The following is a 25,204-nucleotide window of genomic DNA, read 5'->3' on the forward strand; positions in this document are numbered from 1 at the left end:
TTTTATTACTTTTTTATGGTAGAATATAAATTAACTGATAAATGAAAAAAAGGAGAATCTTAATGGCTTCTAAAAAATCTATATATAGTAGCTTGCTTTTACTCACCCTTACCCTAGGAGCTTTTGTACCAGTAACTTCTTTTGCGGACGACGGTATTGCGACAAATGATGCTGTTCTTACACAACCAACGACAGATCGTGCAGCAACAGGTCCTTCAACAGCCCCAAGTGATGGTGACTTGGCTCGTAGCAATGATTCAAACACAGGTGCGGCAACGCCAACAACACCTACAGCTCCTGAAGTACCAGCTGAACCAACAACACCAGCAACTCCAGAAACACCTGCGACACCGGCTCCAACAGCTGATTCATCTACAACACCAGCTGATAAACCAACTGAGAAACCAGCCGATAAGACAGAAGAACCGGCCTCACCAACTGATAAAGGGACAAGTGAAGCAGCACAAACTCCTGAAACTCCAGCAGTGAACGTTAATGGACAACCTGTTGTTACCGTAACGCCAACAGCTCCAGTTGTCACTGCAGCTGGTCAAACAATTGTGTCTACACAAAACAGCCAAATTGTCATCGCTAACACTGATGGTACAACAAGTGTCGTCGCTCCTGAAGCAGTAGGATTCAAAGTGAATGCTGACGGTACATTGACTGGTAAAGATGCTAAAGGTAAGGAAGTTACACTTCCTAAGACTGGTGAAGCATCAACAGTAATCTTGACATTGGCAGGAACATTCTTCCTTGCTGTTGCAGCCTTTTTGGGTCTTAAGAAACGTGCCTAATAATATAGATGATAAAAGACTGGATTTTTCCAGTTTTTTTGTTTTTCTTCTGGTATAGTATAGATATCATTTAATTTTAGATGTATTATAGTATAACCTTTGCTTGAATTCAGGCAGATATGGAGCATGTTTCCGATAAAAGAGGTATAATAAAAACATGTAAAAAGCGTTTACAAGGAGGCTGCCATGGCAGAAATTGATTACAGTCAGGTGACTGGACTTGTTCATTCAACCGAAAGTTTTGGATCCGTAGATGGTCCGGGTATCCGTTTTATTGTTTTCATGCAAGGCTGTAAGATGCGTTGCCAATATTGTCATAATCCAGATACTTGGGCTATGGAGTCAAATAAGGCTGTTGAACGTACGGTTGAAGATGTCTTAGATGAGGCTCTTCGTTTCCGTCATTTCTGGGGTGAGCATGGTGGTATCACTGTATCAGGTGGTGAGGCCATGCTTCAGATTGATTTTGTCACTGCCCTCTTTACAGAGGCTAAGAAGCTAGGAATTCACTGTACGCTTGATACTTGTGGGTTTGCTTACCGCAATACTCCTGAGTATCATGAAGTTGTTGACAAACTTTTGGCTGTAACTGACTTGGTTCTACTGGATATCAAAGAGATTGATCCTGAACAACACAAGTTTGTGACCCGTCAACCTAATAAGAATATCTTGGAATTTGCTCAATATCTGTCTGATAAACAAGTTCCAGTCTGGATTCGCCATGTCTTGGTACCTGGTTTGACAGACTTTGACGAACACTTGATTAAGCTCGGCGAGTTTGTAAAGACCTTGAAAAATGTTGATAAATTTGAAATCCTTCCCTACCATACAATGGGTGAGTTCAAATGGCGTGAGCTCGGTATTCCATATCCTTTGGAAGGGGTCAAACCACCAACAGCAGATCGGGTCAAAAATGCCAAAGCTCTCATGCACACTGAAACGTATCAAGAGTATAAAAATCGTATCGGTGTTAAAACCTTGGATTGAAAAAGAAGCTCTTGACAAGGGCTTTTTAACTTTGCTATTATTTAAGGAGCAATAAAGAGCAGGTAAATTATGTTTCGTATTTTAAAATTTGATGATGACTTTGTTTATCTCAGTCATCCTGACGGGCGACTTAAGAAAATAGATCGCAAGCTTTTTGATTTTGATATAAAATTAGGAGACCGTATTGATGTCTACCAAGATGGGGACTTGACCGTTGTTACTCCAGCAGAAGTTCAAACGGACTTGAGCTTAGAGGGAGACAAATCTGTTAAATCACACCTCTTGCAAGGAATTTTAGATCTTTTCCTTGAGACTCTTAATATTCACAACAATCATTTGGGTGACTTGAAGAAGATTTTCACGCAATTATTGATTACACTCTTCATGGCTTGGAGCTTGCTAGGTGTTATTCTGGTTGAGATTCTTCTATTCGCAGAATCGATAATTGTTTTCCTATGGAGACTCTTGGTTCGTCTTATTAAGTGGATGCATATTAAAGACAACACTAAAGTCTTGATTGATGAGACGCAAAAACGTCATGCTAAGCGTGAGCGTCAAAAAGCTCAAAGACTTGAGCAGGAAAGACGTCGCCAGGAAGAGCTAGAAGAACGTGAATACCTTCGTGAAACAGAACGTCAAAAGGAACTCATGATTGTTGAAGCTAGCCTTAGTCAGGAAGCAGAGCGTGAGAGCCTTTCAACTAGCCTTGCTTTGGAGCAAGCAGGTGCCTCAAGTCAATCTGCTAGTGAAGACTTGGTCGAAGAAAGCCAGTCAACTTCAGAGTCAGAAGTGATGTCTGAATCAGCAAAGTCTGAAAAATAGAACAAAAAAAGAACTGAGAGTTAAAATCTCGGTTCTTTTTCATATGAAAAAAGCACCAGAGGTGCTTGTGAGAGGTGACTAAAGTGTTTTTTCAGAGTCACGAACAATGAGCAAGTCAACTTTTGCGTGACGGAGAATGTATTCAGAAGATGAACCAATAAGCAAGCGTTCAAAAGTATTGAGACCAGTGGCACCAACCATAATAAGGTCAACATTTTCCTTATCAGGGATATCAACAGCCAAGAGGCTCTTAGGATTACCGAACTCAATAACTTTGCGAATCTTGGTTAAACCAGCTTCTCTGGCTTGGCGTTCAAAGTCAGCCAAAACAGCTTTAGCTTCGTCTTCTAGTTTTTCATAGATATAAGAGTCGAAAGTCGCAACGCTTTGAAGGGCGCGTGTATCGATAACGTGTACCAATAGTAACTGAGCATTATTACGTTTTGCAACGTGCACACCTTTAATAAAGGCCAGTTCTGATTCGTAAGAACCGTCGATAGCTACCATAATACGTTCATATTGTTGAGACATAAGCTCTACCTCCTATCTTTAGCTTTATTATACTCCTTTAATCTAAAAAATGAAAGCGTTGTTATAGATTTTCTGAAATCTTTTTTTGACTGCTTACTTTAGGATGTCCGTAGTAATGTGAAGATTTCAGTATTATCTAAAAATTGAAGATTGCATGAAAAAGAGGTATAATACAATCTGTTATTAGCTTCGTAAGAAACATGATAATTAAACAATAGGAAGACAAGTCTTCAGAAATGATACCAAATGGCTGAGCCTAAATAAAGTTGGTGTCAATAAAAGTGGAAATCCCCATCAGGTGTTGAATTTTCTTATTTTCTACTAGATGTATCTGCTTTTAGTATCTTTTGAAAGGATTAACTTATGAAAACATTTGATAAATCATCAAAGTTGGAACACGTTGCCTATGATATTCGTGGACCAGTTTTGGATGAAGCCAACCGTATGATTGCTAACGGTGAAAAGATTCTTCGTCTTAATACGGGAAATCCTGCGGAATTTGGCTTTACAGCACCAGATGAAGTCATTCGTGATTTAATTATGAATGTTCGTAACAGTGAAGGGTATTCGGATAGTAAAGGGATTTTCTCAGCTCGTAAGGCGATTATGCAGTATTGCCAGTTAAAGGGATTCCCAAATGTAGATATTGATGATATTTATATTGGTAATGGTGTTTCAGAGATGATTTCCATATCTATGCAGGCCTTGCTTGATGATGGAGATGAGGTCTTGGTCCCAATGCCAGATTATCCTCTTTGGACAGCCTGTGTCAGTCTAGCAGGCGGTAATGCCGTACACTATGTATGTGATGAAAAATCTAACTGGTATCCAGATATTGATGATATCAAATCAAAGATTACATCAAATACTAAGGCAATTGTAGTCATCAATCCCAATAATCCTACAGGTTCGCTCTATCCTAAGGATGTTCTTGAACAGATTGTGGATATTGCTCGACAAAATGATTTGATTATCTTTGCGGATGAGATTTATGACCGCTTGGTTATGGATGGTAAGAAACATACTGCAATCGCTAGTCTTGCACCAGATGTCTTCTGCGTGTCTATGAATGGTCTTTCTAAGTCTCACCGCATCTGTGGTTTCCGTGTGGGTTGGATGGTTCTCTCTGGACCTAAAAAGAATGTCAAAGGCTATATTGAAGGGCTTAATATGTTGGCTAACATGCGTCTCTGTGCCAACGTGCTCTCTCAACACGTTATTCAGACTTCACTTGGTGGCTACCAATCCGTTGATGAGCTCTTGATTCCTGGTGGGCGTATCTATGAACAACGTGAGTTTATCACGAATACCGTAAACGCTATTCCAGGGCTATCAGCTGTTAAGCCAGATGCAGGGCTTTACATCTTCCCTAGGATTGACCGTAACATGTATGATATTGAAGATGATGAAGAATTCTGTCTTCGTCTCTTGAAGAAGGAGAAGGTTCTCCTAGTTCCAGGTAAAGGCTTTAACTGGAATGAACCAGATCACTTCCGTATTGTCTACCTTCCTCGTGTTGAAGAGTTGGCTGATCTCGGTAACAAAATCGAACGAGTCTTGTCATATTACAAGCGTTAATTTCTTAAAAAACTGGACAAAAAGGCTTGTCCAGTTTTTATTGTCTCTAAAAAGGGGATGTATTTGAGTAAAATCCGAACGTTTTTCCTAAAAATGCCATAATATACATAATATAATGAATAGTAAAATAATAAATAATTTTCAGACAATTGTTTGCAATTTCTGGGTTAAGTGTGCTATAATGATAGGGCTAGTAGGTCTTGACGCAGAAGATTAGTACAAGGCTTGATATTATTATGATTACAATAGAAAGTGAAGACAATAAATATGGCAAATTTGCTGGCTAAAACACGTAAAATTACATCTATCTTGCAACGCTCAGTAGACAGCTTGGAAGGAGATCTTCCATATAACAATATGGCTGCTCAATTGGCGGATATCATTGATTGTAACGCTGCTATCGTTAATGGTGGTGGTGCTCTCCTTGGTTTTGCCATGAAGTACAAAACCAACAATGATCGTGTGGAAGAGTTTTTTGAAGCCAAACAACTTCCAGAAGAATACACACGTGGTATCAGCCGTGTTTATGACACTCAAGAAAACATTGGTATTGACAGTGACTTGACCATTTTCCCTGTGGAATCAAAAGACGACTTCCCAGATGGTTTGACTACAATTGCCCCTATCTATGGTGGTGGTATGCGTCTTGGTTCTTTCATCATTTGGCGTAACGATCATGACTTTGTAGATGAAGATCTTATCTTGGTTGAGATTGCCTCTACAGTAGTTGGGTTGCAGTTGTTGAATCTTCAAACAGAGAACTTGGAAGAAACAATTCGTAAACAAACAGCTATTAACATGGCTATCAATACCTTGTCTTACTCAGAAATCAAGGCAGTATCAGCTATCTTGAATGAGTTGGACGGTTTGGAAGGTCGCTTGACAGCGTCTGTTATCGCTGACCGTATCGGAATTACACGTTCAGTTATCGTTAATGCCCTTCGTAAGTTGGAATCAGCTGGTATTATTGAGAGCCGTTCACTCGGTATGAAAGGGACTTATCTTAAAGTCCTTAACGAAGGTATCTACGATAAATTGAAAGAATACGAATAAGAAGAATACTGAAAGAAAGTGAGGTAGGAGGAACTTGCCCCACTTTTTTTAAAGGAGAAAGTAATATGACAAAGGCATTGATATCAATTGATTACTCTTATGATTTTGTGGCAGATGATGGGAAGTTGACGGCTGGAAAGCCTGCCCAAGCCATTGAAGACCGCATTGCTCAGGTAACTCAAGAAGCCTATGACAATGGGGATTATATCTTTGTTGCCATGGATCGACATGATGAAGGAGATACCTTCCATCCTGAGACTAAACTCTTTCCACCTCACAATATTGCAGGGACATCTGGGCGAGAACTTTATGGTAAGTTAGCTAGTGTATATGATGCCATCAAGGATGATCATCGTGTCTTTTGGATGGACAAACGTCACTATTCGGCTTTTTCAGGAACAGATTTGGATATTCGTTTGCGTGAGCGTCGTGTGACGACAGTTGTTTTGACGGGAGTTTTAACAGATATTTGTGTGTTACATACGGCTATTGATGCTTATAATTTAGGCTATGATATCGAGGTCGTAGAGAGTGCAACAGCCTCCTTGACGCCTGAAGCTCATGACTTTGCTATCGGGCATTTTAAGAATGTGCTTGGAGCAACAATTGTGGAGTAAGAAGATTTATGATTGAGAGTGGGAATACATCCTACTCTCGTTTTTTGTCTAAAATCATAGGATAGTATCAGTTTTTCGTAGTTTACTATAAGAAAACGATTCCAGATTAGTATATACTATTACTGAAATAATCTTGAATCATAAAGAGGTAGAACAATGACTAAAAAAATGACTTTTCCTGATGGATTTTTGTGGGGCGGAGCGACAGCAGCCAACCAATGTGAGGGGGCCTATGATGCTGATGGGCGTGGTTTAGCCAATGTTGACGTGGTGCCAATTGGTGAGGATCGCCTTTCCATTATCACTGGACGTCGCAAGATGTTTGATTTTGAGGATGGTTATTTTTATCCGGCCAAGGAAAGTATCGATATGTACCACCGTTACAAGGAAGATATTGCTCTCTTTGGTGAAATGGGCTTTAAGACCTATCGTCTTTCTATTGCTTGGTCACGTATTTTTCCTAAGGGTGATGAGGCTGAGCCAAATGAAGCTGGGCTTGCCTTTTACGAGGACCTCTTCAAGGAATGTCACAAGCATGGCATTGAACCTTTGGTGACGATCACACACTTTGATTGTCCAATGCACTTGATTACCGAGTATGGAGGATGGCGTAATCGTAAGATGCTTGGCTTCTATGAAAATCTTTGCCGTACCCTTTTCACACGCTTTAAAGGTTTGGTTAAATACTGGCTCACTTTCAATGAAATCAACATGATTCTCCATGCCCCATTTATGGGAGCAGGACTCTGCTTTGAAGAGGGTGAGAATGAGGAGCAGGTTAAATATCAGGCTGCTCACCATGAGTTGGTAGCCTCAGCTATGGTGACGAAATTGGCTCATGAGATTGACCCTGAAAATAAGGTCGGTTGTATGTTGGCAGCAGGTCAATATTATCCAAATACAGCCCATCCACGTGACTACTGGGCAGCTATGCAAGAAGACCGTAGTAGCTATTTCTTTACTGATGTTCAAGCTCGTGGAGAGTATCCAAATTATGCTAAGAAACAGTGGGAACGTGATGGCATTGAGCTTGAGATGACGGAAGAAGATTTGGCCCTTCTTAAAGAGCATACTGTTGATTTTATTTCCTTCTCTTACTATGCAAGTCGTGTGGCTTCAGGTGATCCAGAAGTTAATGAAAAGACTGCTGGAAATATCTTTGCCTCTATTAAAAATCCCTATTTGGAAGCTTCAGAGTGGGGCTGGCAAATTGACCCACTAGGCCTTCGTATTACCCTCAATGCTATTTGGGATCGTTACCAAAAACCAATGTTTATCGTTGAGAATGGTCTTGGTGCTGTGGATACGCCAGATGAAAATGGCTATGTTGAAGACGATTATCGTATCGACTACTTGGCAGCCCACATCAAGGCTATGCGTGATGCTATTAATGAAGATGGTGTAGAGCTTTGGGGCTACACAACCTGGGGCTGTATCGACCTTGTTTCTGCTGGAACTGGTGAAATGAAGAAACGTTATGGCTTCATCTATGTGGACCGAGATAACGATGGTAATGGTAGTCTTAAACGCTCTAAGAAGAAATCATTTAACTGGTACAAAGAAGTTATCGCAAGTAACGGTGCCTCTGTAGAATAGGGTGTGAGTTCTCGACTAATGACATCTATGAGTTGAGAGGTGTTGGGTGTTCTAAGCTATGTGCTAGTCTGAATCCTGTTTTACGCATATAAGGAGCACTAAGAGAAAATTGATCTCCATTTAAAGTCAGCCTTAGGGTTGGCTTTTTTTGTAAGGGATAGAAATTGTAATGTTTTCTAAAAAATGATATTCTTGTTAGAGTTTGAGAGGAAGAAAACATGGGTAAAAAATCAGTTGTATTTGTAGCTGAGCTATCCTATATGGAAAAGTTAGAGGTAGCTCTTAAATCTTTGTGTGCACATAAAGGGCAGTGGAAAATTTATGTGCTAAATGAGAATTTACCAACAGAATGGTTTACGCTGATGAATCGTCGTTTAGAAGCTATTGATTCTGAAATTCTTAATTGTCGTGTGTCTGCAGAAAGCTTTAAACAATTTTCGCTTCCAAGTGCGCATATTCATTATGCGACTTTTTTCCGTTATGCGATTCCTGAGTTTGTTCAAGAAGATCGTGTTCTCTATTTGGATTGTGATATGATTTTTACGCAGGATTTGTCACCACTTTTTGAAGTAGATTTAAACGAATTTGGCATTGGAGCGGTAGTGGATCGTCCGACGACGACAGAAGGTTTTAATGCTGGTTTGATGATTATTGACATCGATTGGTGGCGACAACACAAGGTGACAGAGTCTCTTTTTGAATTAACTAAGGAACATCATCAAAATGTTTATGGCGATCAAGGGATTTTGAATCTTTATTTTAAAGACGCCTGGCACCAACTTCCATGGACTTATAATCTCCAAGTAGGCTCTGACAAGGATCAGTACAGATATGGGGACTTGGATTGGTATGATGTTTTTAAAGGGGTGCCAGCGGTTATTCATTACACCTCTCACAATAAACCTTGGACCTCTAAGCGTTTCAACCGTTTCAGAGATATTTGGTGGTTTTATTATGCCCTATCTTGGGAAGACATCTTATTGAGAAAGCCATCCTTAAAGCTTAGCTTTAGTGATATGGTAGGTGATTTTCCTTACCATACGGCTATTTATACTAATACGGCAGACATCTTTGAATTGGAACATTTACTGCAGGCTCTTCCAGATGTAGCTTTTCATGTTTTGGCTCATTCTCATTTCGGGTTTAATTTGGTGAAATTGGAGCAGTATCCAAACCTTATTCTCTATCCATCCTTTGATCCATTGACCAGTCGAAAGGTTTTGGAAAAAATAGATTTTTATTTGGATATCAACCCATTTGACGAGGTTGATCATATCACAGAAACGATTCATCAGTTGGGGCTTCCAATTTTCTCTTTTGAAGGGACCAATCATGACCACACTGGAAAAAATCAAGTGTTCAAGAATGACCAAGTAGACCAAATGGTAGAGGTAGTTCGAGACTATATAGATACGATTGAGAGATAGACCATGGAAAATAAAGAAGTAGTGAGTATTGTGATTCCCATTTATAATGTGGAAGCTTACCTGAAGCAGTGTTTGGAAACGATAGTGAATCAGACTTATCCAAACCTTGAAATCATTCTTGTCAATGATGGTTCTCCTGACAATTCAGAGGAGATTTGCAAGGAATTTTTCAAGCGAGACCAACGTATTCGCTATGTGCGACAAGTTAATGGGGGCTTATCTGCAGCTCGAAATACAGGGATTGACCTAGCCACAGGTGATTACATCACTTTTGTAGACCCAGATGACTGGGTAACAGAGGATTATGTGGAGACCTTATACACTCAGCTTAAAAAGTATGAAGCAGATGTTTCTATTGCCAACTATAACTTGTTCAATGAGAGTACAAGTAAGTTTTTGATTAAGGTAACGGAGAACGATTATTCTGAAACCCTCTATGAAGGAAGAGACATCATAAATCAGGATGCCATTCAAGAGACACGAGATATGGCTTGGGCATGTGCCATGATGAAACTCTACAAGATTTCCTTATTCGAGGACCTTCGTTTTCCTGTCGGTAAAAATGTTGAAGATAATTTCCTGATGTACAAACTCTTGTTAAAGGCCAATCGTGTGGTTCATACTGAGAAATGTATCTACTGGTACCGAGTGGGTCGTAAGGATACGCTGTCACAGGTCTGGACTGAGAAGCGTGTTTTAGATGAGATGGAAGCTAAGAATGAAAAACTAGCTTTGCTAGGTATGTTGGGCTATGATTTGACCTGGCACCGTTATATTTATAAGACGCGTCTAAAACGGGCGATTGAAAAGATGGAAGAAGCTAATCTTCAAGATACTGAGACCTATAAGACGGCGCAGGTTAACTTGAGATTTTTGGAGCAATAAAGGTTGAGGGTTAGGCTATTTATTGCTTAAAGCAGTCAGAAAGGATAAGTATGCTAATTATTGCACAAGAACCCAGTCAGGCAACCGAAAAACTGAGAAGATTACTAGATTCCTTTGGTATTCAGTCTCGTGTCTTTTACCCGAATTTCGAAACCGATTTTGATGAGAATACCATTAGTTTAGCATCATCATTTATTTATTCCTCTGAAGAAGATTATCAAGGCAAACCTCTCTTCTTTAATGATTTGTCTGTTCCCCTTTATTGGGAGTTGTGGACTTTAGGGATTACAACCTATATTTTTGATGGTCAAGACCGTCGTGCCAGTATCATTTTTCGTGAAAATCTTAAAGAACGTACGGTCAAACAAGTCCAATGGTTTGGACAAGGGGAAAAAGTCCTTGCGATAGACGACTATAATCGCTATGGTTGGCGGACCAAACAGCGTCTTCTGGATGATCAGGGGCAAGGCATGATGGATATTTACTTTAATCGTAACCAAGAAGAGGTCTTGCTTCACTATATTCAAGATGGTTACCTGATTGATCAGGGCGCTGAAGGAAGAGATAGGATATTCTCAGGTAGGGAAGAATTGACCAAGTCTGTTTTGGCTCAGGTCCTCAAGTCAGACGAAGCTATCATCTGTATGGATTCCAATCTAATCCCAGTCTTGCAGACCCTGAACTCTGGTGGCTTGGTCTACTGTTCCGACAGTCATGATGGTCTTGAGTTTATTCAAAATCAAGTGAATCATGTTTTGATTACTAATTATTATCCTCAAGAGGAACGTAAGTCAGGCATGATTTATTTAGCTGGTGCGGAACAGAGAGAGATTAAAACCTTTGCTCCTCAAGCCATGGTGATGACTGCTTCTGAAAATATTGAGGGCCTAGCTGACTTAGTTGATGCTTTCCCGGATATTGACTTTCATATCGGAGCTCAAACTAGTATGGGACCAAAGTTGACTTGTCTCGAAGATAAGAGAAATGTCCATCTTTATCCAGGAATTCGTCAGGAGAAATATCAAGAGCTACTAAGGAATTGTTTCATTTATTTAGACTTGAATTATGGAAGTGAAGTGTCTGATGTAACTTTGGATGCGATTGAAAATGGGCAGTTGCTTTTTGGCTTAGAATCAACGGTTCATCGTCACTACTATAAGGACTTACCAACGGTCTATACTTCCTTAGAGGAACTAGAGCAGGGGTTCCGACAACTTATACAGCAAGCAGAGTTTTACCCTAAGGCTCTTGAAAGTCAGAAAGAGGTTTTGAAACTCGCTGAGAGGGAAGAAATCTTAGCTTTCTTTACTAGAATGGAGGGGGAAAAAGATGACGATTTACACCTTTAACCTATTGGTGGGCTATGAACCTAATGGTGTCGATGTGGCTCAGGCGTCTAGAGCTTTGATGCTACGTGAATTAAATAAGCCAGCTAAATTCGTCTTTACGACATGGCCACAACCCTATAAATTAGATTATTATCTTTCTTTGGGGCACCGCTACGAAGAACTCCTCCATGCCTATCTTAGCTTTACAGATCAAGGCAGTCATATCCCATCTTTGACAGTGGGGGCCCTGCAGCAAAAATTTAAGTTGACACGTCTAGACTTGAAGAGCCAAAGCGAAATAGAGTCTGTATATGCCTGTTCTGATGGGACCTCTTTAGTCTTCAAGATGGATTCCTACCAAAAGGGTAGTGTGCGGTATGTAGACTACCACGTCAATGGTATGCTATTGAAGCGTGAGTGGTATGGAACAAGTAAATTAGTCACAGAATACTTTGAAAAAGGCATCATCATCCGAAGAAGTTATCATAATAAAGATGGTCGCATTGCCTTTGAAGAACTCAAGCAAGGAGCCAGTTGGTTATATAGGCTGGGCACTGAGATTTTAGTGACCAAGACAGAGGTCATGCGTCGTTTTCTAGCAAGGCTTCCTTTGACAGCTGAGGATACCTTGTTGCTGGATAGGGCTTCCTTGATGGAATTTATGCGACCGATTTATGAACTGGACTCACCTGCAAAGCTAGGTTTTGTTTTTCATTCAGAGCATGAGTTTGAAAATGGTGACCTCTACTATGAGTATTATTACATCTTTAAGTACGCCCAACGCTTTGACTTCTTTATCACAGCTACTGAAGCACAAAAGGCTGTTTTAGAAAATACCCTGCAAAAGCAAGGTGTCACAGACGCCGCTATTTATGCCCTAGCAGTGGGACATTTGGATAAGCTTAGTTTTCCAGAGGAGCAGAGGAAGCCTCTTAGTTTGATGACGGCTTCGCGATTGGACCCACGTAAACGCTTGGATTTGGCTATAAGAGCCGTTGCCCTTGCCCATCAAAAAGAGCCTAACCTTCGCTTTGACATCTACGGTAAAGGTGGGGAGCAAGAGAATCTACAAGATCTAATTGATACTTTAGGGGCGAATGATTACATCCAACTTAGAGGACATGCGGATTTGCGTGACGTCTACCCTCAGTATGAACTTTATGTCACTACCTCTCAGTGGGAGACCTTTGGTTTGACCCTGATGGAAGCGGTAGGAGCAGGTTTAGCCCTGGTTGGTTTTGATGCCCGTTACGGCAATCCAACCTTCATCAAAGATGGTGAGAATGGCTATCTGGTTACTTATAGCGAGACTATGGATGAGGACCTGCTTGTTTCTCAGATGGCGGATAAAATTGTATTTGCCTTAGAGAGTGATCTTGAGTCTATGCACCAAGTTTCATATGACCTGGCAAAACAGTATTTGAAACCTGAAATTCTAGAGGCTTGGAGAAAGCTCTTGATAGCCATACGATAAGTGTTTTGAAAAAGCTCTATCTCTGTAAACTGTAGTGACAAAAAAGTTACTACAGTTTTTTTATCCTCCAAGCAAAATAGGCTAAATTATGGTAAAATAGAGGGTATTGAAAAATCATCATTTCACGAAAGGAAGCAAGATGAAAATTACGCAAGAAGAGGTAACCCACGTTGCCAATCTTTCAAAATTGAAATTCTCTCCAGAAGAGACAGCTGAGTTTGCGACAACCTTGTCTAAAATTGTCGACATGGTGGAATTGTTGGAAGAAGTGGACACAACAGGTGTTGCCCCAACAACGACCATGGCTGATCGCAAGACCGTATTGCGTCCGGATGTTGCTGAAAAAGGGACTGACCGTGACCGCTTGTTTAAAAATGTACCTGAAAAAGATAACTACTACATCAAGGTACCAGCTATCCTAGAAGATGGAGGAGATGCCTAATGTCATTCAACAATAAAACCATTGAAGAGTTGCACGACCTCCTTGTCTCTAAGGAAATCTCGGCAACGGAATTGACACAAGCGACGCTTGATGATATCAAGGCGCGTGAAGAAGCAGTCAATGCCTTTGTAACGGTGGCTGAAGAAGCTGCCCTTGCACAAGCTAAGGCCATTGATGAAAAAGGAATCGATGCAGACAACCTCTTGTCAGGTATTCCACTCGCAGTCAAAGACAATATCTCAACAGATGGCATCTTGACCACTGCGGCATCAAAAATGCTCTATAACTACGAGCCAATCTTTGATGCGACAGCTGTTGCCAATGCCAAAGCCAAAGATATGATTGTCATCGGGAAGACCAACATGGATGAATTTGCCATGGGTGGATCTGGTGAAACATCTTACTATGGCGCGACTAAAAACGCTTGGGACCACAGCAAGGTGCCTGGTGGATCTTCAAGTGGTTCTGCTGCAGCTGTAGCTTCAGGTCAAGTCCGTTTGTCTCTTGGTTCAGATACAGGTGGTTCCATCCGTCAACCGGCTGCTTTTAACGGGATTGTTGGTCTCAAACCTACTTATGGAACAGTTTCACGCTTTGGTCTCATTGCTTTTGGTAGCTCACTTGACCAAATTGGTACTTTCTCACCAACGGTTAAGGAAAATGCCCAATTGCTCAATGTCATTGCCAGCGAAGATGCCAAGGACTCAACTTCTGCACCTGTTCGTGTAGCAGACTTTACTTCTAAGATTGGTCAAGACATTAAAGGGATGAAGATTGCCCTTCCTAAGGAATACCTCGGTGAAGGGATCGACCCAGAAGTCAAAGAAACCATCCTTAATGCGGCCAAACACTTTGAAAAATTGGGAGCAACTGTCGAAGAAGTCAGCTTGCCTCACTCTAAATACGGGGTTGCCGTTTACTACATCATCGCTTCATCTGAAGCTTCTTCAAACTTGCAGCGTTTCGACGGTATTCGCTATGGTTTCCGTGCGGAAGATGCTAAAAACTTGGATGATATCTACGTGAACACTCGTAGCCAAGGCTTTGGCGATGAGGTCAAACGCCGTATCATGCTTGGTACCTTTAGTTTGTCATCTGGTTACTACGATGCTTACTACAAGAAAGCTGGTCAAGTCCGTACCCTCATTATCCAAGACTTCGAAAAAGTCTTTGCGGATTACGACCTTATCCTTGGTCCAACAGCTCCAAGCGTGGCCTTTGATTTGGATTCGCTCAACCATGATCCGGTTGCCATGTACCTGGCTGACCTCTTGACCATTCCAGTCAACTTGGCAGGTCTTCCAGGGATTTCGATTCCTGCAGGTTTTGCGCAAGGTCTTCCAGTTGGTTTGCAGTTGATTGGTCCTAAGTATTCTGAAGAAACAATCTACCAAGCTGCAGCTGCCTTTGAAGCAACGACGGATTACCACAAGCAACAACCCCTTATTTTCGGAGGTGACAATTAATGAATTTTGAAACAGTCATCGGACTTGAAGTCCACGTTGAATTGAATACAAACTCAAAAATTTTCTCACCAACCTCTGCCCACTTTGGGAACGAGCAAAATGCCAATACCAATGTGATTGACTGGTCTTTCCCAGGGGTGCTTCCTGTCTTGAACAAGGGTGTTGTAGATGCTGGTATCAAGGCTGCTTTGGCGCTGAATATGGATATCCATCAGCACATGCACTTTGACCGTAAGAACTATTTCTACCCTGATAATCCAAAGGCCTACCAAATTTCGCAATTTGACGAGCCAATCGGTTACAACGGTTGGATTGAAGTGCAATTGGAAGACGGCTCAACTAAGAAAATCGGGATTGAACGTGCCCACTTGGAAGAAGATGCCGGTAAGAACACGCACGGAACAGATGGATTCTCTTACGTAGACCTTAACCGTCAAGGGGTTCCATTGATTGAAATCGTATCTGAAGCGGACATGCGTTCTCCAGAAGAAGCCTACGCTTATTTGACAGCTTTGAAAGAAGTCATCCAGTACACAGGTATTTCAGACGTCAAGATGGAAGAAGGATCTATGCGTGTAGATGCCAACATTTCCCTTCGCCCATATGGTCAAGAGGAATTTGGTACCAAGACTGAGTTGAAAAACTTGAACTCTTTCTCAAACGTCCGTAAAGGTCTTGAATACGAAGTGCAACGCCAAGCGAAAATCTTGCGTTCAGGTGGTGTCATTCGTCAAGAAACACGCCGTTACGATGAAGCCAACAAGAGTACTATCCTTATGCGTGTCAAAGAAGGAGCAGCGGATTACCGTTACTTCCCAGAACCAGACCTTCCATTGTTTGAGATCTCAGATGAGTGGATTGAGGAAATGCGTACTGAGTTGCCAGAGTTTCCAAAAGACCGTCGTGCTCGCTACGTGGCAGAGCTTGGTTTGTCTGACTATGATGCCAACCAATTGACAGCGACGAAAGTTACTTCTGACTTCTTTGAAGCAGCTGTAGCCCTTGGTGGAGATGCCAAACAAGTGTCTAACTGGCTCCAAGGTGAAGTCGCGCAATTCTTGAACGCAGAAGGCAAAACGCTTGAAGAAATCAAGTTGACACCAGAAAACTTGGTCGAAATGATTGCCATCATCGAAGATGGAACCATTTCATCTAAGATTGCCAAGAAAGTCTTCGTTCACTTGGCGAAAAACGGTGGCGGTGCGCGTGAATACGTTGAAAAAGCTGGTTTGGTACAGATTTCAGATCCTGAAGTCTTGATCCCAATCATCCACCAAGTCTTTGCAGACAATGAAGCAGCCGTAGCCGACTTCAAGTCAGGTAAACGTAACGCTGACAAGGCCTTCACCGGCTTCCTCATGAAAGCAACCAAAGGCCAAGCCAACCCACAAGTAGCCCTCAAGCTACTTGCTCAAGAATTGGCTAAGTTGAAAGAAGAGTAATAGATAAACAACCAGCCGAAAGGTTGGTTTTTTCTTTGCAGGGTATACAAAAACTCCTACGAATCGACTCGTTAGGAGTTTTTGAAAAAGACTAAGTGACTTTAGAAATGAGGAAGAGCTGAAGCAACCTTCATTTCTTCAGGAACAGTGACAATAACTTGATGAGCTTTTAAATGATATTTATCAATAATCCATTGGCGAAGTTTTTCTTTAGAGACATTAGAAGTACCTCGGAATTCCTGTCCATTATCATGAGCTGTCCAGTCTCCCATTTTCTTAAAATCGGTATTCTTAAGTAAGTCAGGGTATTGATCTAGCTCCTTAAGATGAACGATAGTAAAGGTGTTATCGTCACGTACAATGACGTTTTTCTTTAAAGCCTTACTTAAGTACCAGAAGAGCATAGCAACAGCACTAACTCCAACAACAAGTCCTGCAAAAGCAATTAAAAACTGTATGAAATTCATAATATTGCCTCCTTATGGGACATAGTATACTCCTTTTATAAAACGTTTTCAAATAAAAAATAATCTGTTACTTTCCGTAGTATTATGGAAAAAGAATGCGTTTTCATTGTCGCTTGTGAAGTTTATAATAGAAGTATCAAAGTCAGGAGGAAAAACGATGACTACTTTTAAAGATGGATTTTTGTGGGGTGGTGCTGTAGCTGCTCATCAACTTGAAGGTGGATGGCAAGAAGGTGGTAAGGGTATCAGTGTTGCTGATGTCATGACAGCTGGTCGCCATGGAGTTGCCCGTGAAATTACACCGGGTGTTTTGGAAGGTAAATATTATCCAAATCATGAGGCCATAGATTTTTACCATCGTTACAAAGGAGATATAGCGCTTTTTGCTGAAATGGGATTTAAGTGCTTCCGAACATCAATTGCTTGGACACGTATTTTCCCAAAGGGTGATGAATTAGAGCCCAATGAAGAAGGGTTGCAGTTTTATGATGATCTTTTTGATGAGTGCTTGAAGCATGGAATTGAACCTGTAATTACTTTATCCCATTTTGAGATGCCTTATCATTTGGTTACAGAATATGGTGGGTGGAAAAATCGCAAATTGATTGATTTCTTTGTTCGCTTTGCAGAAGTCGTATTCAAACGTTATAAAGATAAAGTTAAATACTGGATGACCTTCAATGAAATCAACAATCAGGCCAATTACCAGGAAGATTTTGCACCATTTACGAACTCAGGTATTGTATACGAGGAAGGTGACGACCGAGAAGCTATTATGTATCAAGCAGCACACTATGAGTTAGTAGCCTCTGCTCGAGCAGTAAAAATTGGCCATGAAATCAATCCAGACTTTCAAATTGGTTGTATGATTGCGATGTGTCCTATTTATCCTGCAACTTGTAATCCTAAAGACATTTTAATGGCCATGAAGGCTATGCAAAAACGTTATTACTTTACTGACGTACATGTTTTTGGTAAATATCCTGAACACATTCTCAAGTATTGGGAACGTAAAGGAATTTCAGTTGATTTTACAGATCAAGATAAAGAGGATTTACTTGGAGGAACAGTAGACTATATTGGATTTAGTTACTATATGTCTTTTGCTATCGATTCTCATCGTGAGAATAATCCTCATTTCGATTATCTTGAAACGGAAGATTTGGTCAAAAATAATTATGTTCAGGCATCTGAGTGGGAGTGGCAAATTGACCCAGAGGGCTTACGTTATGCATTAAACTGGTTTACTGATCACTATCATCTACCACTTTTTATTGTTGAAAATGGTTTTGGTGCCATAGACCAAGTTGAAGCAGATGGCATGGTTCATGATGATTATCGAATTGATTACCTAGGTGCCCATATTCGTGAAATGAAAAAAGCTGTAGTTGAAGATGGCGTTGATTTAATGGGCTATACACCTTGGGGCTGTATTGACCTGGTTTCAGCCGGTACCGGTGAGATGAGGAAACGTTACGGATTTATCTATGTGGATAAAGATGATGATGGACAGGGAAGTTATGAACGATCACCGAAGAAATCATTTAATTGGTATAAAGAAGTTATTGCATCTAATGGTGCAACGGTAGAATAAAATTAAGAAGCTGGGCGTATTCCCAGCTTCTTTAGTAAACATAGGAGAATAAATATAATTGGTAGCATTGCAGCAATTTTAACAACATTTGCCTTTTTACCACAAGTTGTGCGTGTGGTAAAAACAAAAGATACTGAATCAATTGCCTTAGGGATGTATGTTATGCAGGTTATTGGTATTGCTTTGTGGCTTGCCCATGGCCTTCATATTGGTGACTTACCTTTGATTTTGGCTAATAGTGTTTCGTTCTTGCTATCTGGTATTATTTTGATTTATAAATTGAAGTACAAATAATTATTTTCCGTATCGTTGAGGAAAAATCAGCAATGGTAATTGTAAGCGCTTTACTTTATAATTAAAGTGTAAATAAGAAATAACCCAATCAGGTATCAATTTGATGGGATTAGATTAAAGGAGAAAATCTTATGGCAAAAGCGTTGATTATTTGTGCGGCAGGAATGTCTTCATCACTCATGGCGAAGAAAACAACGGAGTTTCTAAAGGGAAAAGGTCAGGATATAGAGGTTGACGCTATTAGTGCTACTGAAGGCGGAAAAGCTATTGCAGCATCAGAGTTTGATTTGTACCTTGTAAGTCCTCAAACAAAAATGTATTTTAAACAGTTTGAAGAAGCAGGTGCTAAAGTCGGAAAACCAGTTGTTCAAATTCCACCGCAAGCTTATATTCCAATTCCAATGGGAATTGAAAAAATGGCTAATTTAATTGTAGAAAACATCTAATCTTTGATAAAGAAATAATGTTAATAACAAGGTTTGATTAATATTATCTATTAACTAAATTATAAATGATTCATAATATGACTTATGCTCAATAAAAAGAATTTAAGGTGTGAAAATATCCTATAATGGAAGGTGAGAATATCATTTTTAGGAGGATATGAGAGTGTCAAATACTAGAGAAAAAGGCATCCTTCAATTCTTGTTAAAGCACAGGGAACGTTATGTTACAAGTAAGGAACTTGCTGAATACTTGTCCTGTTCGGATAGAACTGTACGTAATCACTTGAAATCAATTGATCAAACCTTAAATCTCCAAGGTGTTAGGTTAGTGTCAAAACAAGGACAAGGCTATCGACTAATTTTTGAAAGTCAAGAAGTTTGCCAAACCTTTCGTCTAATCTATGAATTAGGCAACGATTATAGTACAAAAACGTCTATGTCTCAAGGTGATGATCGTCTAGCCTTCATTTTAAATAAGCTCTTGTTTGAACAGGTTCCGGTTCTTTTTGATGATTTAGTTGAGGAGCTATATGTTAGTCGATCAACTTTATCTAATGATTTTAAAAAGATTCGCCAGATGCTAGCTGACTATAGCTTAACTATAGAGAGTAGAGCGAATAAAGGTGTCTATGTTTCTGGTGAAGAACGTGACAAACGTCGCTTTATTATGAGTTATTTCTTGGAAAATCAGTTTTTTAAAGCATTGCATACTTATGTGAAGTCAAATTTTTTTGACCAAAATCTTCCATTAGAGGAGTTGGCAAAGATTGTTTTAGAAGAATGTCAGGAAGCTAATCTGAAGTTATCGGATTTTGTCTTACAAAATTTAGTTGTTCATATAGCATTAGCAATAGGTCGTATCAAGTCTGGTTTTGAAATTAGTAACTTAGACTGTCAGATGGTAGACAATGACATTGAACGCCAGGTTGCTAAGAGGATTCTTTCAAGAGTCAGTAGTGTAACCAATCAGGAATTTCCAGTTCAAGAGATTGATTATATTACCCTACATCTGTTAGCTAAAAGTCAGTTTCCCCAAAACAATCAAACAGAGTTTTCTAAAGAGGCACTGAGAGACTCGGTGGTCCAAAGCTTTAAAACCTTAGGGTTAGATGATATATATCACTTTTCTTCGGATTTTCAGCTTATTGAGAGCCTTATAACTCATTTGATGACCTTACAGGTACGTTTAGCCAGTCATATTAATCTTAGTAATCCATTGGTAGATGAGGTTAAACAGAATTATAGTGATGTATTCTTCATGACCAAGGAAATTCTTGCAAATATGGAAGCTTTTTCACAGGCTACTATATCTGACGATGAAATAGTTTATGTCTGTCTTCATTTCTTGGCTGCTATCGAACGTCGAAAAGAAAACCATAAATTTTCAGTATTGGCGATTTGTGCGACAGGATTTGGAGCTGCTCAAATGCTTAAAAATCGTCTTGAATCTGAGCTTGGGAATCGTATAGAGGTGGTTGATGTCATAGGTTACTATGAGTTGAACCAAGAAAAAATAGACGGTATTGATTTTATTGTATCGGCTGTTGATTTATCAAACCTTTACTTTCAGATACCAGTTTTTACAGTGAGTGTTTTTCTTAAAACCGAAGAAATATCTCAGATCCGTCAGGCTATGGACCAGATGCAAGTTTCGAGAATTGGAAATCGTTCAGAAGTAGCTCGGATTAAAGACGATAATTTTAAACAATACTTTAGTCAAGATAACTTCTTTGTATGGACGAAATGCGATAAAACACGACTATTGGAAGAAATGGCTGAAGGTCTATCTGTCGGTGAATCAGATGATTTCAAACAATCTTTACTTTACGAAATTAAACAGCGTGAGGACTTAAGTTCTGTCGTCTTTTCCCAAAGAGTTGCAGTTCCACATCCCATTAGACCATTGGGGAAAGAAGTTAAAGTCTCAGTTGCTATCTGTCAAGAACCTATATCTTGGGATAATCAAAGTTCACATATTCAACTTGTTTTTCTTTTATCACCATCATTATATGGTAATGATGGGTTGAAGGATGTGACGAAGAAAATAGTTTCCTTAACAGAAAATGATGACTTACAAAAGCAATTAATCAATTGCAAGGATTTTGAAGATTTTATTACAATTTTTGAAAAAATAACATAGGAGGTTCATATGAATCAAGAAGAACTACAGGTTGCAGCCTTTGAAATTATTCTTCATTCAGGCACTGCTAGAACAGAAATTCATGAAGCGTTTGCTGATATGCGAGAAGGACGTTTTGACGAAGCGGAAGCTAAGTTAGACCATTCAAATGAAGAAATTTTAGAAGCACACCATGCACAAACAAAACTTTTGCAAGACTATGCAAGTGGTGTGGAAATCAAGATTGAAATTATTATGGTGCATGCTCAAGACCATTTAATGACTACAATGACTCTATTGGAAGTGGCAAAAGAAATGCTGGTTCTTCATAGAAAGGTTGGCTAAGCATATATAGTTAAACAAGGAGGAAGACAATGACAAAAAAAGAACAACTAGAAATCGAGCGTCAACGTCGGGAGACAGCATTAAAAAATACTTTCTTTAATCGCTATCTTCTTCTACGTTATACAATAGCACTCTTCTTTTTTGGCAATATTTATTGGCTTTTGAATCAATTTATTCGTCCTTCTTTTGTTATTGTTCTCCCTATTACATTAATTGTATTAGCGATTTTGGCTACTGTTGAGCAGTTTCGATTGTATGGCAAGCGTGATGAACGTTTGAAGGTGACTCAGATGTTTATTCGCTCACAGGCAGTTATTCAGATGGGACTACTTGTTCTAACTTGGACGAGTTTGTTCACAACTCTTTTCCCAATTTTTGAAAATAATCAAGCTGCACGTTTCTTCGTTTTCGTTATTCTTTTACTAGGTTTTGGCCTATGCTTGTTAAATCTTAAAAGAATTCAAGAAATATATGAACGTAAAGATAAGGCTTATCAACGCTTTATCCAGTTAGAAAAGAGTTCTGTGACCTTATAGCACCTTGAAAAAGGATAACTATTGAAATAAATTTATAATTATTATTAAGGAGGTCCGATTATGGATCAACAAAACGGATTATTTGGTTTCCTTGAAAATCATGTCATGGGACCAATGGGGAAACTTGCTCAGTTTAAAGTTGTACGTGCAATCACGGCAGCAGGTATGGCAGCTGTACCATTTACTATTGTTGGCTCAATGTTCTTGGTATTTAGTATTTTGCCACAAGCCTTCTCATTCTGGCCAATTGTAGCTGATATTTTCTCAGCTTCATTTGATAAGTTTACTTCTCTATACATGGTTGCTAACTATGCTACTATGGGTTCTCTCTCACTTTACTTTGTTCTCTCACTTGCTTATGAGTTAACCAAAATCTATGCAGAAGAAGAAGAACTAAATATGAATCCTCTTAACGGTGCTCTTCTTGCGCTCATGGCTTTCATTATGACAGTTCCACAAATCATTTTTGACGGTGGAATGATGAAGGCTGTAGGTAGCCTAAAAGAAGGTGCAGTCGTTGTTGACGGTTGGGCAATGGGTAATGGAGTTACTCGCTTTGGTACTACTGGTATTTTCACAGCTATTATCATGGCTATTGTGACAGTCCTTATTTATCGTACATGTGTAAAACGTAATTGGGTTATTAAAATGCCTGAAGCTGTTCCAGAAGGAGTTTCACGTGGATTTACAGCCTTGATTCCAGGATTCGTCGTTGCATTTGTAGTTATCTTTATTAATGGTGCACTCGTAGCGCTGGGAACTGACATCTTTAAAGTTATTGCTATTCCATTTGGGTTTGTTGCTAACCTAACTAACTCATGGATTGGATTAATGATTATTTATCTTTTAACTCAACTTCTCTGGATTGTGGGGATTCATGGCGCGAACATTATCTTTGCTTTCGTTAACCCGATCGCACTTGCTAACATGGCAGAAAATGCTGCTGGTGGACACTATGCTGTAGCTGGTGAATTTTCTAACATGTTTGTTATCGCTGGTGGATCAGGTGCAACTCTTGGCCTTTGTCTATACATTGCTTTTGCTGCTAAGTCAGAGCAACTAAAAGCGATTGGACGTGCCTCAGTTGTTCCAGCATTGTTCAACATTAATGAACCTTTGATTTTTGGTTTGCCAATTATCTATAATCCAGCATTAGCAATTCCATTTATCTTGGCGCCAATGGTTACAGCTACTATTTACTACTTTGTTAATGCATTACATTTGATTAATCCTGTTATTGCACAAGTTCCATGGCCAACGCCAGTTGGAATCGGAGCCTTCTTAGGAACTGCAGACCTCCGTGCGGTTGTGGTTGCTCTTGTCTGTGCAGTTGCTGCCTTCCTTGTTTACTTCCCATTCATCCGTGTTTACGATAAGAAATTGTTAAAAGAAGAACAAGAAGCTTAATTTATGATTAAAGATCTTAACGTTTGTTAAGGTCTTTTTTGTTATACTAGTGATATTCAATAAAGAATATTTTAAACAGGAGCAACCCTATGAACAAATTCTTAAGAGTCCTATTTATCCTTGTCATCCTAGCCATGACTGGTGCTATTATTTTTCAGCTATTCTTCCCAACCTATATGGGAAGTCATTCAGGATATGGCATTTCAGTTGGATGGCAGAGGGAGATTGGTATTTGGAATGTGGCGGTTCTGGTCATCCTCCTTGCCGTTAACCTCAAGTACGATTGGTTTTATCTGAGAGCTGTTCTGATTGCTTTGATTCTAGGAGGCCTAGGTATTGGAACCAATCATTTCCTTAGCTATCTTCAATACCATCACTCTGTTAATGCTGTTGGAGCTTTTGAGAATTATCTTTTAGTCCTTGGCTGGATTGTCGGTTGGTGGCTTGAAAATGCCTCAAGAAAAACAGTTTAATTTTTCTGAAGTAATCCTCTGACATACAACTCCCTATGTTATAATAAATAGGCATTATCATAATCGAGGAAAACACATGTCTAAACAACTTAAAGGTAGTCTGATGGTCATAACTGCTGGGATTGCCTGGGGAGTCTCAGGGGTTTCTGGTCAATACCTGATGGCTCATGGGGTTAATGTCAATCTTTTGACGAGTTTACGTTTGATTCTAGCTGGGACCTTACTAACGGCTTCGGTCTTTTTTAGGCAGCGAGACAAATTAGTACAAGCCATTAAAGATAGGAAAACCTTAGTAAGTATCGCCTTATTTGCTCTCTTTGGTCTGGTCTTGAATCAGTATGCCTATCTCAGTGCTATTCAGTACACCAACGCTGGAACTGCGACAGTCTTACAGTATGTCACGCCAGTCCTTATTCTGGCTTTTTTGTGTGCAAAGAACCGCAGATTTCCAACGGTCTCAGAGTTAGTGGCGATTATCATGGCTATTGCGGGAACCTTTATTATCGCCACGCATGGTCAGGTGACAGAGTTGGCTATCACACCTATTGGCTTGTGCTGGGGCCTCTTCTCGGCAGTAACCTATGCACTCTATATCTTACTGCCTGCTAAAGCTATTGAAAAGTGGGGCAGTCTGATTGTCATCGGTCTAGGAATGTTACTCGGTGGTCTAGTCTTTCCAATTGCTATCCAAGCCTGGAAGTATGAGTTACCCTTGACTGGTGGAAATCTTTTAGCACTCTTTGGGTTGGTCTTCATCGGGACAGTTTTTGCTTATACAGTTTTCCTCAAGGGAACAACCATGGTTGGCGCTGTAAAAGGAAGTCTTCTGGCATCGGTAGAACCAGTGGCATCGGTCATTTTAACGGTCTTAATCATGGGTGACCACTTCTTTGCCATTGATGTGCTTGGAATGATTTTAATTGTTCTTGCTGTTATCCTCATTTCGCTTAAGGATTTAGTAGCCCTTAAAAAACAAGAGAAAATTCAAAGATAAAGATAGAGCCCAAGTGATTGTGGTTCTTTTTCGATACCTTCATGTCAAAGATGTTCTTAAAAAATAGGACTTAAGTCCCACACA

General features: G+C 39.9%; 25 protein-coding genes. 23 read left to right on the plus strand and 2 right to left on the minus strand.

The annotated features are described in order from the left end of the window. Positions 1-62 precede the first annotated feature (62 nt). From HMPREF1517_RS02040 to HMPREF1517_RS02050, 3 genes are all read left to right on the plus strand, one after another. Entirely contained in the window at positions 63-797 is a 735-nt protein-coding gene (locus HMPREF1517_RS02040) for an LPXTG cell wall anchor domain-containing protein (protein WP_037599139.1), read from the plus strand. Positions 798-983: 186 nt separating this feature from the next. After that, positions 984-1,784, plus strand: a complete 801-nt coding sequence (gene pflA / locus HMPREF1517_RS02045; RefSeq protein ID WP_002891689.1) for a pyruvate formate-lyase-activating protein — start codon at positions 984-986, stop codon at positions 1,782-1,784. A 69-nt stretch (positions 1,785-1,853) separates the two neighbouring features. Further along, positions 1,854-2,606 carry a hypothetical protein gene (locus HMPREF1517_RS02050; RefSeq protein WP_002891688.1) on the plus strand — a complete coding sequence of 251 codons (753 nt, stop codon included), beginning with the start codon at positions 1,854-1,856 and terminating at the stop codon, positions 2,604-2,606. A gap of 78 nt (positions 2,607-2,684) precedes the next feature. On the opposite strand, the gene HMPREF1517_RS02055 is transcribed toward HMPREF1517_RS02050, so the two are convergent. Then, complete coding sequence (locus tag HMPREF1517_RS02055) at positions 2,685-3,137, minus strand: universal stress protein (protein WP_002891687.1); 453 nt, start codon at positions 3,135-3,137, stop codon at positions 2,685-2,687. Positions 3,138-3,500: 363 nt separating this feature from the next. Here HMPREF1517_RS02055 and HMPREF1517_RS02060 point away from each other — a divergent pair, with 363 nt between their 5' ends. From HMPREF1517_RS02060 to gatB, 11 genes are all read left to right on the plus strand, one after another. Further along, positions 3,501-4,715: a pyridoxal phosphate-dependent aminotransferase gene (locus HMPREF1517_RS02060; RefSeq protein WP_004183315.1), complete on the plus strand. Its 1,215-nt coding sequence runs from the start codon at positions 3,501-3,503 to the stop codon at positions 4,713-4,715. A gap of 267 nt (positions 4,716-4,982) precedes the next feature. Further along, entirely contained in the window at positions 4,983-5,768 is a 786-nt protein-coding gene (codY, locus tag HMPREF1517_RS02065; protein ID WP_002884784.1) for a GTP-sensing pleiotropic transcriptional regulator CodY, read from the plus strand. Positions 5,769-5,833: 65 nt separating this feature from the next. Then, entirely contained in the window at positions 5,834-6,385 is a 552-nt protein-coding gene (locus HMPREF1517_RS02070) for a cysteine hydrolase family protein (protein ID WP_014634960.1), read from the plus strand. Positions 6,386-6,541: 156 nt separating this feature from the next. Continuing rightward, positions 6,542-7,981, plus strand: a complete 1,440-nt coding sequence (locus HMPREF1517_RS02075) for a 6-phospho-beta-glucosidase (RefSeq protein ID WP_037599140.1) — start codon at positions 6,542-6,544, stop codon at positions 7,979-7,981. A 218-nt stretch (positions 7,982-8,199) separates the two neighbouring features. Next, the gene (locus tag HMPREF1517_RS02080) at positions 8,200-9,408 is read left to right on the plus strand and encodes a glycosyltransferase (protein WP_037599141.1); all 1,209 of its coding nucleotides are present in this window, start codon (positions 8,200-8,202) and stop codon (positions 9,406-9,408) included. 3 nt (positions 9,409-9,411) lie between these two features. Next, positions 9,412-10,293: a glycosyltransferase family 2 protein gene (locus tag HMPREF1517_RS02085; protein WP_037599142.1), complete on the plus strand. Its 882-nt coding sequence runs from the start codon at positions 9,412-9,414 to the stop codon at positions 10,291-10,293. 50 nt (positions 10,294-10,343) lie between these two features. After that, positions 10,344-11,642: an accessory Sec system glycosyltransferase GtfB gene (locus tag HMPREF1517_RS02090; RefSeq protein WP_037599143.1), complete on the plus strand. Its 1,299-nt coding sequence runs from the start codon at positions 10,344-10,346 to the stop codon at positions 11,640-11,642. After that, the gene (locus HMPREF1517_RS02095) at positions 11,623-13,095 is read left to right on the plus strand and encodes a glycosyltransferase (RefSeq protein WP_037599144.1); all 1,473 of its coding nucleotides are present in this window, start codon (positions 11,623-11,625) and stop codon (positions 13,093-13,095) included. Before HMPREF1517_RS02090 ends, HMPREF1517_RS02095 begins: the two co-directional genes overlap by 20 nt. Before the next feature lie 139 nt (positions 13,096-13,234). Continuing rightward, positions 13,235-13,537, plus strand: a complete 303-nt coding sequence (gatC, locus tag HMPREF1517_RS02100; protein WP_002884769.1) for an Asp-tRNA(Asn)/Glu-tRNA(Gln) amidotransferase subunit GatC — start codon at positions 13,235-13,237, stop codon at positions 13,535-13,537. Beyond that, positions 13,537-15,003 (plus strand): Asp-tRNA(Asn)/Glu-tRNA(Gln) amidotransferase subunit GatA, encoded by a 1,467-nt coding sequence (gatA, locus tag HMPREF1517_RS02105; RefSeq protein ID WP_037599145.1) that lies wholly within the window; start codon positions 13,537-13,539, stop codon positions 15,001-15,003. The genes gatC and gatA overlap by 1 nt, the downstream gene beginning before the upstream one ends. Beyond that, positions 15,003-16,445, plus strand: coding sequence for an Asp-tRNA(Asn)/Glu-tRNA(Gln) amidotransferase subunit GatB (gatB, locus tag HMPREF1517_RS02110; RefSeq protein WP_003018306.1), 1,443 nt, complete (start codon positions 15,003-15,005; stop codon positions 16,443-16,445). The genes gatA and gatB overlap by 1 nt, the downstream gene beginning before the upstream one ends. Positions 16,446-16,546: 101 nt before the next feature. Here the strand turns inward: gatB and HMPREF1517_RS02115 are convergent, their stop codons facing one another. Beyond that, positions 16,547-16,912 carry a hypothetical protein gene (locus tag HMPREF1517_RS02115; RefSeq protein ID WP_037599146.1) on the minus strand — a complete coding sequence of 122 codons (366 nt, stop codon included), beginning with the start codon at positions 16,910-16,912 and terminating at the stop codon, positions 16,547-16,549. 157 nt (positions 16,913-17,069) lie between these two features. Between HMPREF1517_RS02115 and HMPREF1517_RS02120 the strand changes: the two genes are divergently transcribed. The 9 genes from HMPREF1517_RS02120 to HMPREF1517_RS02160 all read left to right on the plus strand — a co-directional run bounded on the left by HMPREF1517_RS02120 (position 17,070) and on the right by HMPREF1517_RS02160 (position 25,120). Then, a complete protein-coding gene (locus tag HMPREF1517_RS02120; RefSeq protein ID WP_037599147.1) occupies positions 17,070-18,506 on the plus strand; it encodes a 6-phospho-beta-glucosidase in 1,437 nt (478 codons plus the stop codon). Positions 18,507-18,560: 54 nt separating this feature from the next. Then, positions 18,561-18,800, plus strand: coding sequence for a SemiSWEET transporter (locus HMPREF1517_RS02125; protein ID WP_004183305.1), 240 nt, complete (start codon positions 18,561-18,563; stop codon positions 18,798-18,800). A gap of 131 nt (positions 18,801-18,931) precedes the next feature. Further along, entirely contained in the window at positions 18,932-19,246 is a 315-nt protein-coding gene (locus tag HMPREF1517_RS02130) for a PTS cellobiose transporter subunit IIB (RefSeq protein WP_003096262.1), read from the plus strand. A 157-nt stretch (positions 19,247-19,403) separates the two neighbouring features. Further along, complete coding sequence (locus HMPREF1517_RS02135; protein WP_198017472.1) at positions 19,404-21,386, plus strand: BglG family transcription antiterminator; 1,983 nt, start codon at positions 19,404-19,406, stop codon at positions 21,384-21,386. Between the two features lie 9 nt (positions 21,387-21,395). Next, positions 21,396-21,710: a PTS cellobiose transporter subunit IIA gene (locus tag HMPREF1517_RS02140; RefSeq protein WP_003096270.1), complete on the plus strand. Its 315-nt coding sequence runs from the start codon at positions 21,396-21,398 to the stop codon at positions 21,708-21,710. Positions 21,711-21,739: 29 nt separating this feature from the next. Next, a complete protein-coding gene (locus HMPREF1517_RS02145) occupies positions 21,740-22,246 on the plus strand; it encodes a hypothetical protein (RefSeq protein ID WP_004183299.1) in 507 nt (168 codons plus the stop codon). Positions 22,247-22,306: 60 nt separating this feature from the next. Continuing rightward, positions 22,307-23,653 (plus strand): PTS cellobiose transporter subunit IIC, encoded by a 1,347-nt coding sequence (gene celB / locus HMPREF1517_RS02150; protein ID WP_037599149.1) that lies wholly within the window; start codon positions 22,307-22,309, stop codon positions 23,651-23,653. Between the two features lie 89 nt (positions 23,654-23,742). Beyond that, entirely contained in the window at positions 23,743-24,126 is a 384-nt protein-coding gene (locus HMPREF1517_RS02155) for a hypothetical protein (RefSeq protein ID WP_037599150.1), read from the plus strand. 76 nt (positions 24,127-24,202) lie between these two features. Then, entirely contained in the window at positions 24,203-25,120 is a 918-nt protein-coding gene (locus HMPREF1517_RS02160) for a DMT family transporter (protein ID WP_037599151.1), read from the plus strand. Positions 25,121-25,204 lie beyond the last annotated feature (84 nt).

This window comes from Streptococcus sp. ACS2 (assembly GCF_000525585.1).
Lineage (GTDB): Bacteria > Bacillota > Bacilli > Lactobacillales > Streptococcaceae > Streptococcus.

What these genes read in the sequence shown, in the direction of transcription:
- HMPREF1517_RS02060 (WP_004183315.1), top strand. Translation starts at nt 3,501, where the DNA reads ATGAAAACATTTGATAAATCATCAAAGTTGGAACACGTTGCCTATGAT.
- gatA (WP_037599145.1), top strand. Translation starts at nt 13,537, where the DNA reads ATGTCATTCAACAATAAAACCATTGAAGAGTTGCACGACCTCCTTGTC.
- HMPREF1517_RS02160 (WP_037599151.1), top strand. Translation starts at nt 24,203, where the DNA reads ATGTCTAAACAACTTAAAGGTAGTCTGATGGTCATAACTGCTGGGATT.
- HMPREF1517_RS02075 (WP_037599140.1), top strand. Translation starts at nt 6,542, where the DNA reads ATGACTAAAAAAATGACTTTTCCTGATGGATTTTTGTGGGGCGGAGCG.
- gatB (WP_003018306.1), top strand. Translation starts at nt 15,003, where the DNA reads ATGAATTTTGAAACAGTCATCGGACTTGAAGTCCACGTTGAATTGAAT.
- HMPREF1517_RS02070 (WP_014634960.1), top strand. Translation starts at nt 5,834, where the DNA reads ATGACAAAGGCATTGATATCAATTGATTACTCTTATGATTTTGTGGCA.
- HMPREF1517_RS02040 (WP_037599139.1), top strand. Translation starts at nt 63, where the DNA reads ATGGCTTCTAAAAAATCTATATATAGTAGCTTGCTTTTACTCACCCTT.
- HMPREF1517_RS02130 (WP_003096262.1), top strand. Translation starts at nt 18,932, where the DNA reads ATGGCAAAAGCGTTGATTATTTGTGCGGCAGGAATGTCTTCATCACTC.
- HMPREF1517_RS02135 (WP_198017472.1), top strand. Translation starts at nt 19,404, where the DNA reads ATGAGAGTGTCAAATACTAGAGAAAAAGGCATCCTTCAATTCTTGTTA.
- HMPREF1517_RS02120 (WP_037599147.1), top strand. Translation starts at nt 17,070, where the DNA reads ATGACTACTTTTAAAGATGGATTTTTGTGGGGTGGTGCTGTAGCTGCT.
- gatC (WP_002884769.1), top strand. Translation starts at nt 13,235, where the DNA reads ATGAAAATTACGCAAGAAGAGGTAACCCACGTTGCCAATCTTTCAAAA.
- pflA (WP_002891689.1), top strand. Translation starts at nt 984, where the DNA reads ATGGCAGAAATTGATTACAGTCAGGTGACTGGACTTGTTCATTCAACC.
- HMPREF1517_RS02140 (WP_003096270.1), top strand. Translation starts at nt 21,396, where the DNA reads ATGAATCAAGAAGAACTACAGGTTGCAGCCTTTGAAATTATTCTTCAT.
- celB (WP_037599149.1), top strand. Translation starts at nt 22,307, where the DNA reads ATGGATCAACAAAACGGATTATTTGGTTTCCTTGAAAATCATGTCATG.
- HMPREF1517_RS02155 (WP_037599150.1), top strand. Translation starts at nt 23,743, where the DNA reads ATGAACAAATTCTTAAGAGTCCTATTTATCCTTGTCATCCTAGCCATG.
- HMPREF1517_RS02090 (WP_037599143.1), top strand. Translation starts at nt 10,344, where the DNA reads ATGCTAATTATTGCACAAGAACCCAGTCAGGCAACCGAAAAACTGAGA.
- HMPREF1517_RS02145 (WP_004183299.1), top strand. Translation starts at nt 21,740, where the DNA reads ATGACAAAAAAAGAACAACTAGAAATCGAGCGTCAACGTCGGGAGACA.
- HMPREF1517_RS02085 (WP_037599142.1), top strand. Translation starts at nt 9,412, where the DNA reads ATGGAAAATAAAGAAGTAGTGAGTATTGTGATTCCCATTTATAATGTG.
- codY (WP_002884784.1), top strand. Translation starts at nt 4,983, where the DNA reads ATGGCAAATTTGCTGGCTAAAACACGTAAAATTACATCTATCTTGCAA.
- HMPREF1517_RS02095 (WP_037599144.1), top strand. Translation starts at nt 11,623, where the DNA reads ATGACGATTTACACCTTTAACCTATTGGTGGGCTATGAACCTAATGGT.
- HMPREF1517_RS02050 (WP_002891688.1), top strand. Translation starts at nt 1,854, where the DNA reads ATGTTTCGTATTTTAAAATTTGATGATGACTTTGTTTATCTCAGTCAT.
- HMPREF1517_RS02080 (WP_037599141.1), top strand. Translation starts at nt 8,200, where the DNA reads ATGGGTAAAAAATCAGTTGTATTTGTAGCTGAGCTATCCTATATGGAA.
- HMPREF1517_RS02055 (WP_002891687.1), bottom strand. Translation starts at nt 3,137, where the DNA reads ATGTCTCAACAATATGAACGTATTATGGTAGCTATCGACGGTTCTTAC.
- HMPREF1517_RS02115 (WP_037599146.1), bottom strand. Translation starts at nt 16,912, where the DNA reads ATGAATTTCATACAGTTTTTAATTGCTTTTGCAGGACTTGTTGTTGGA.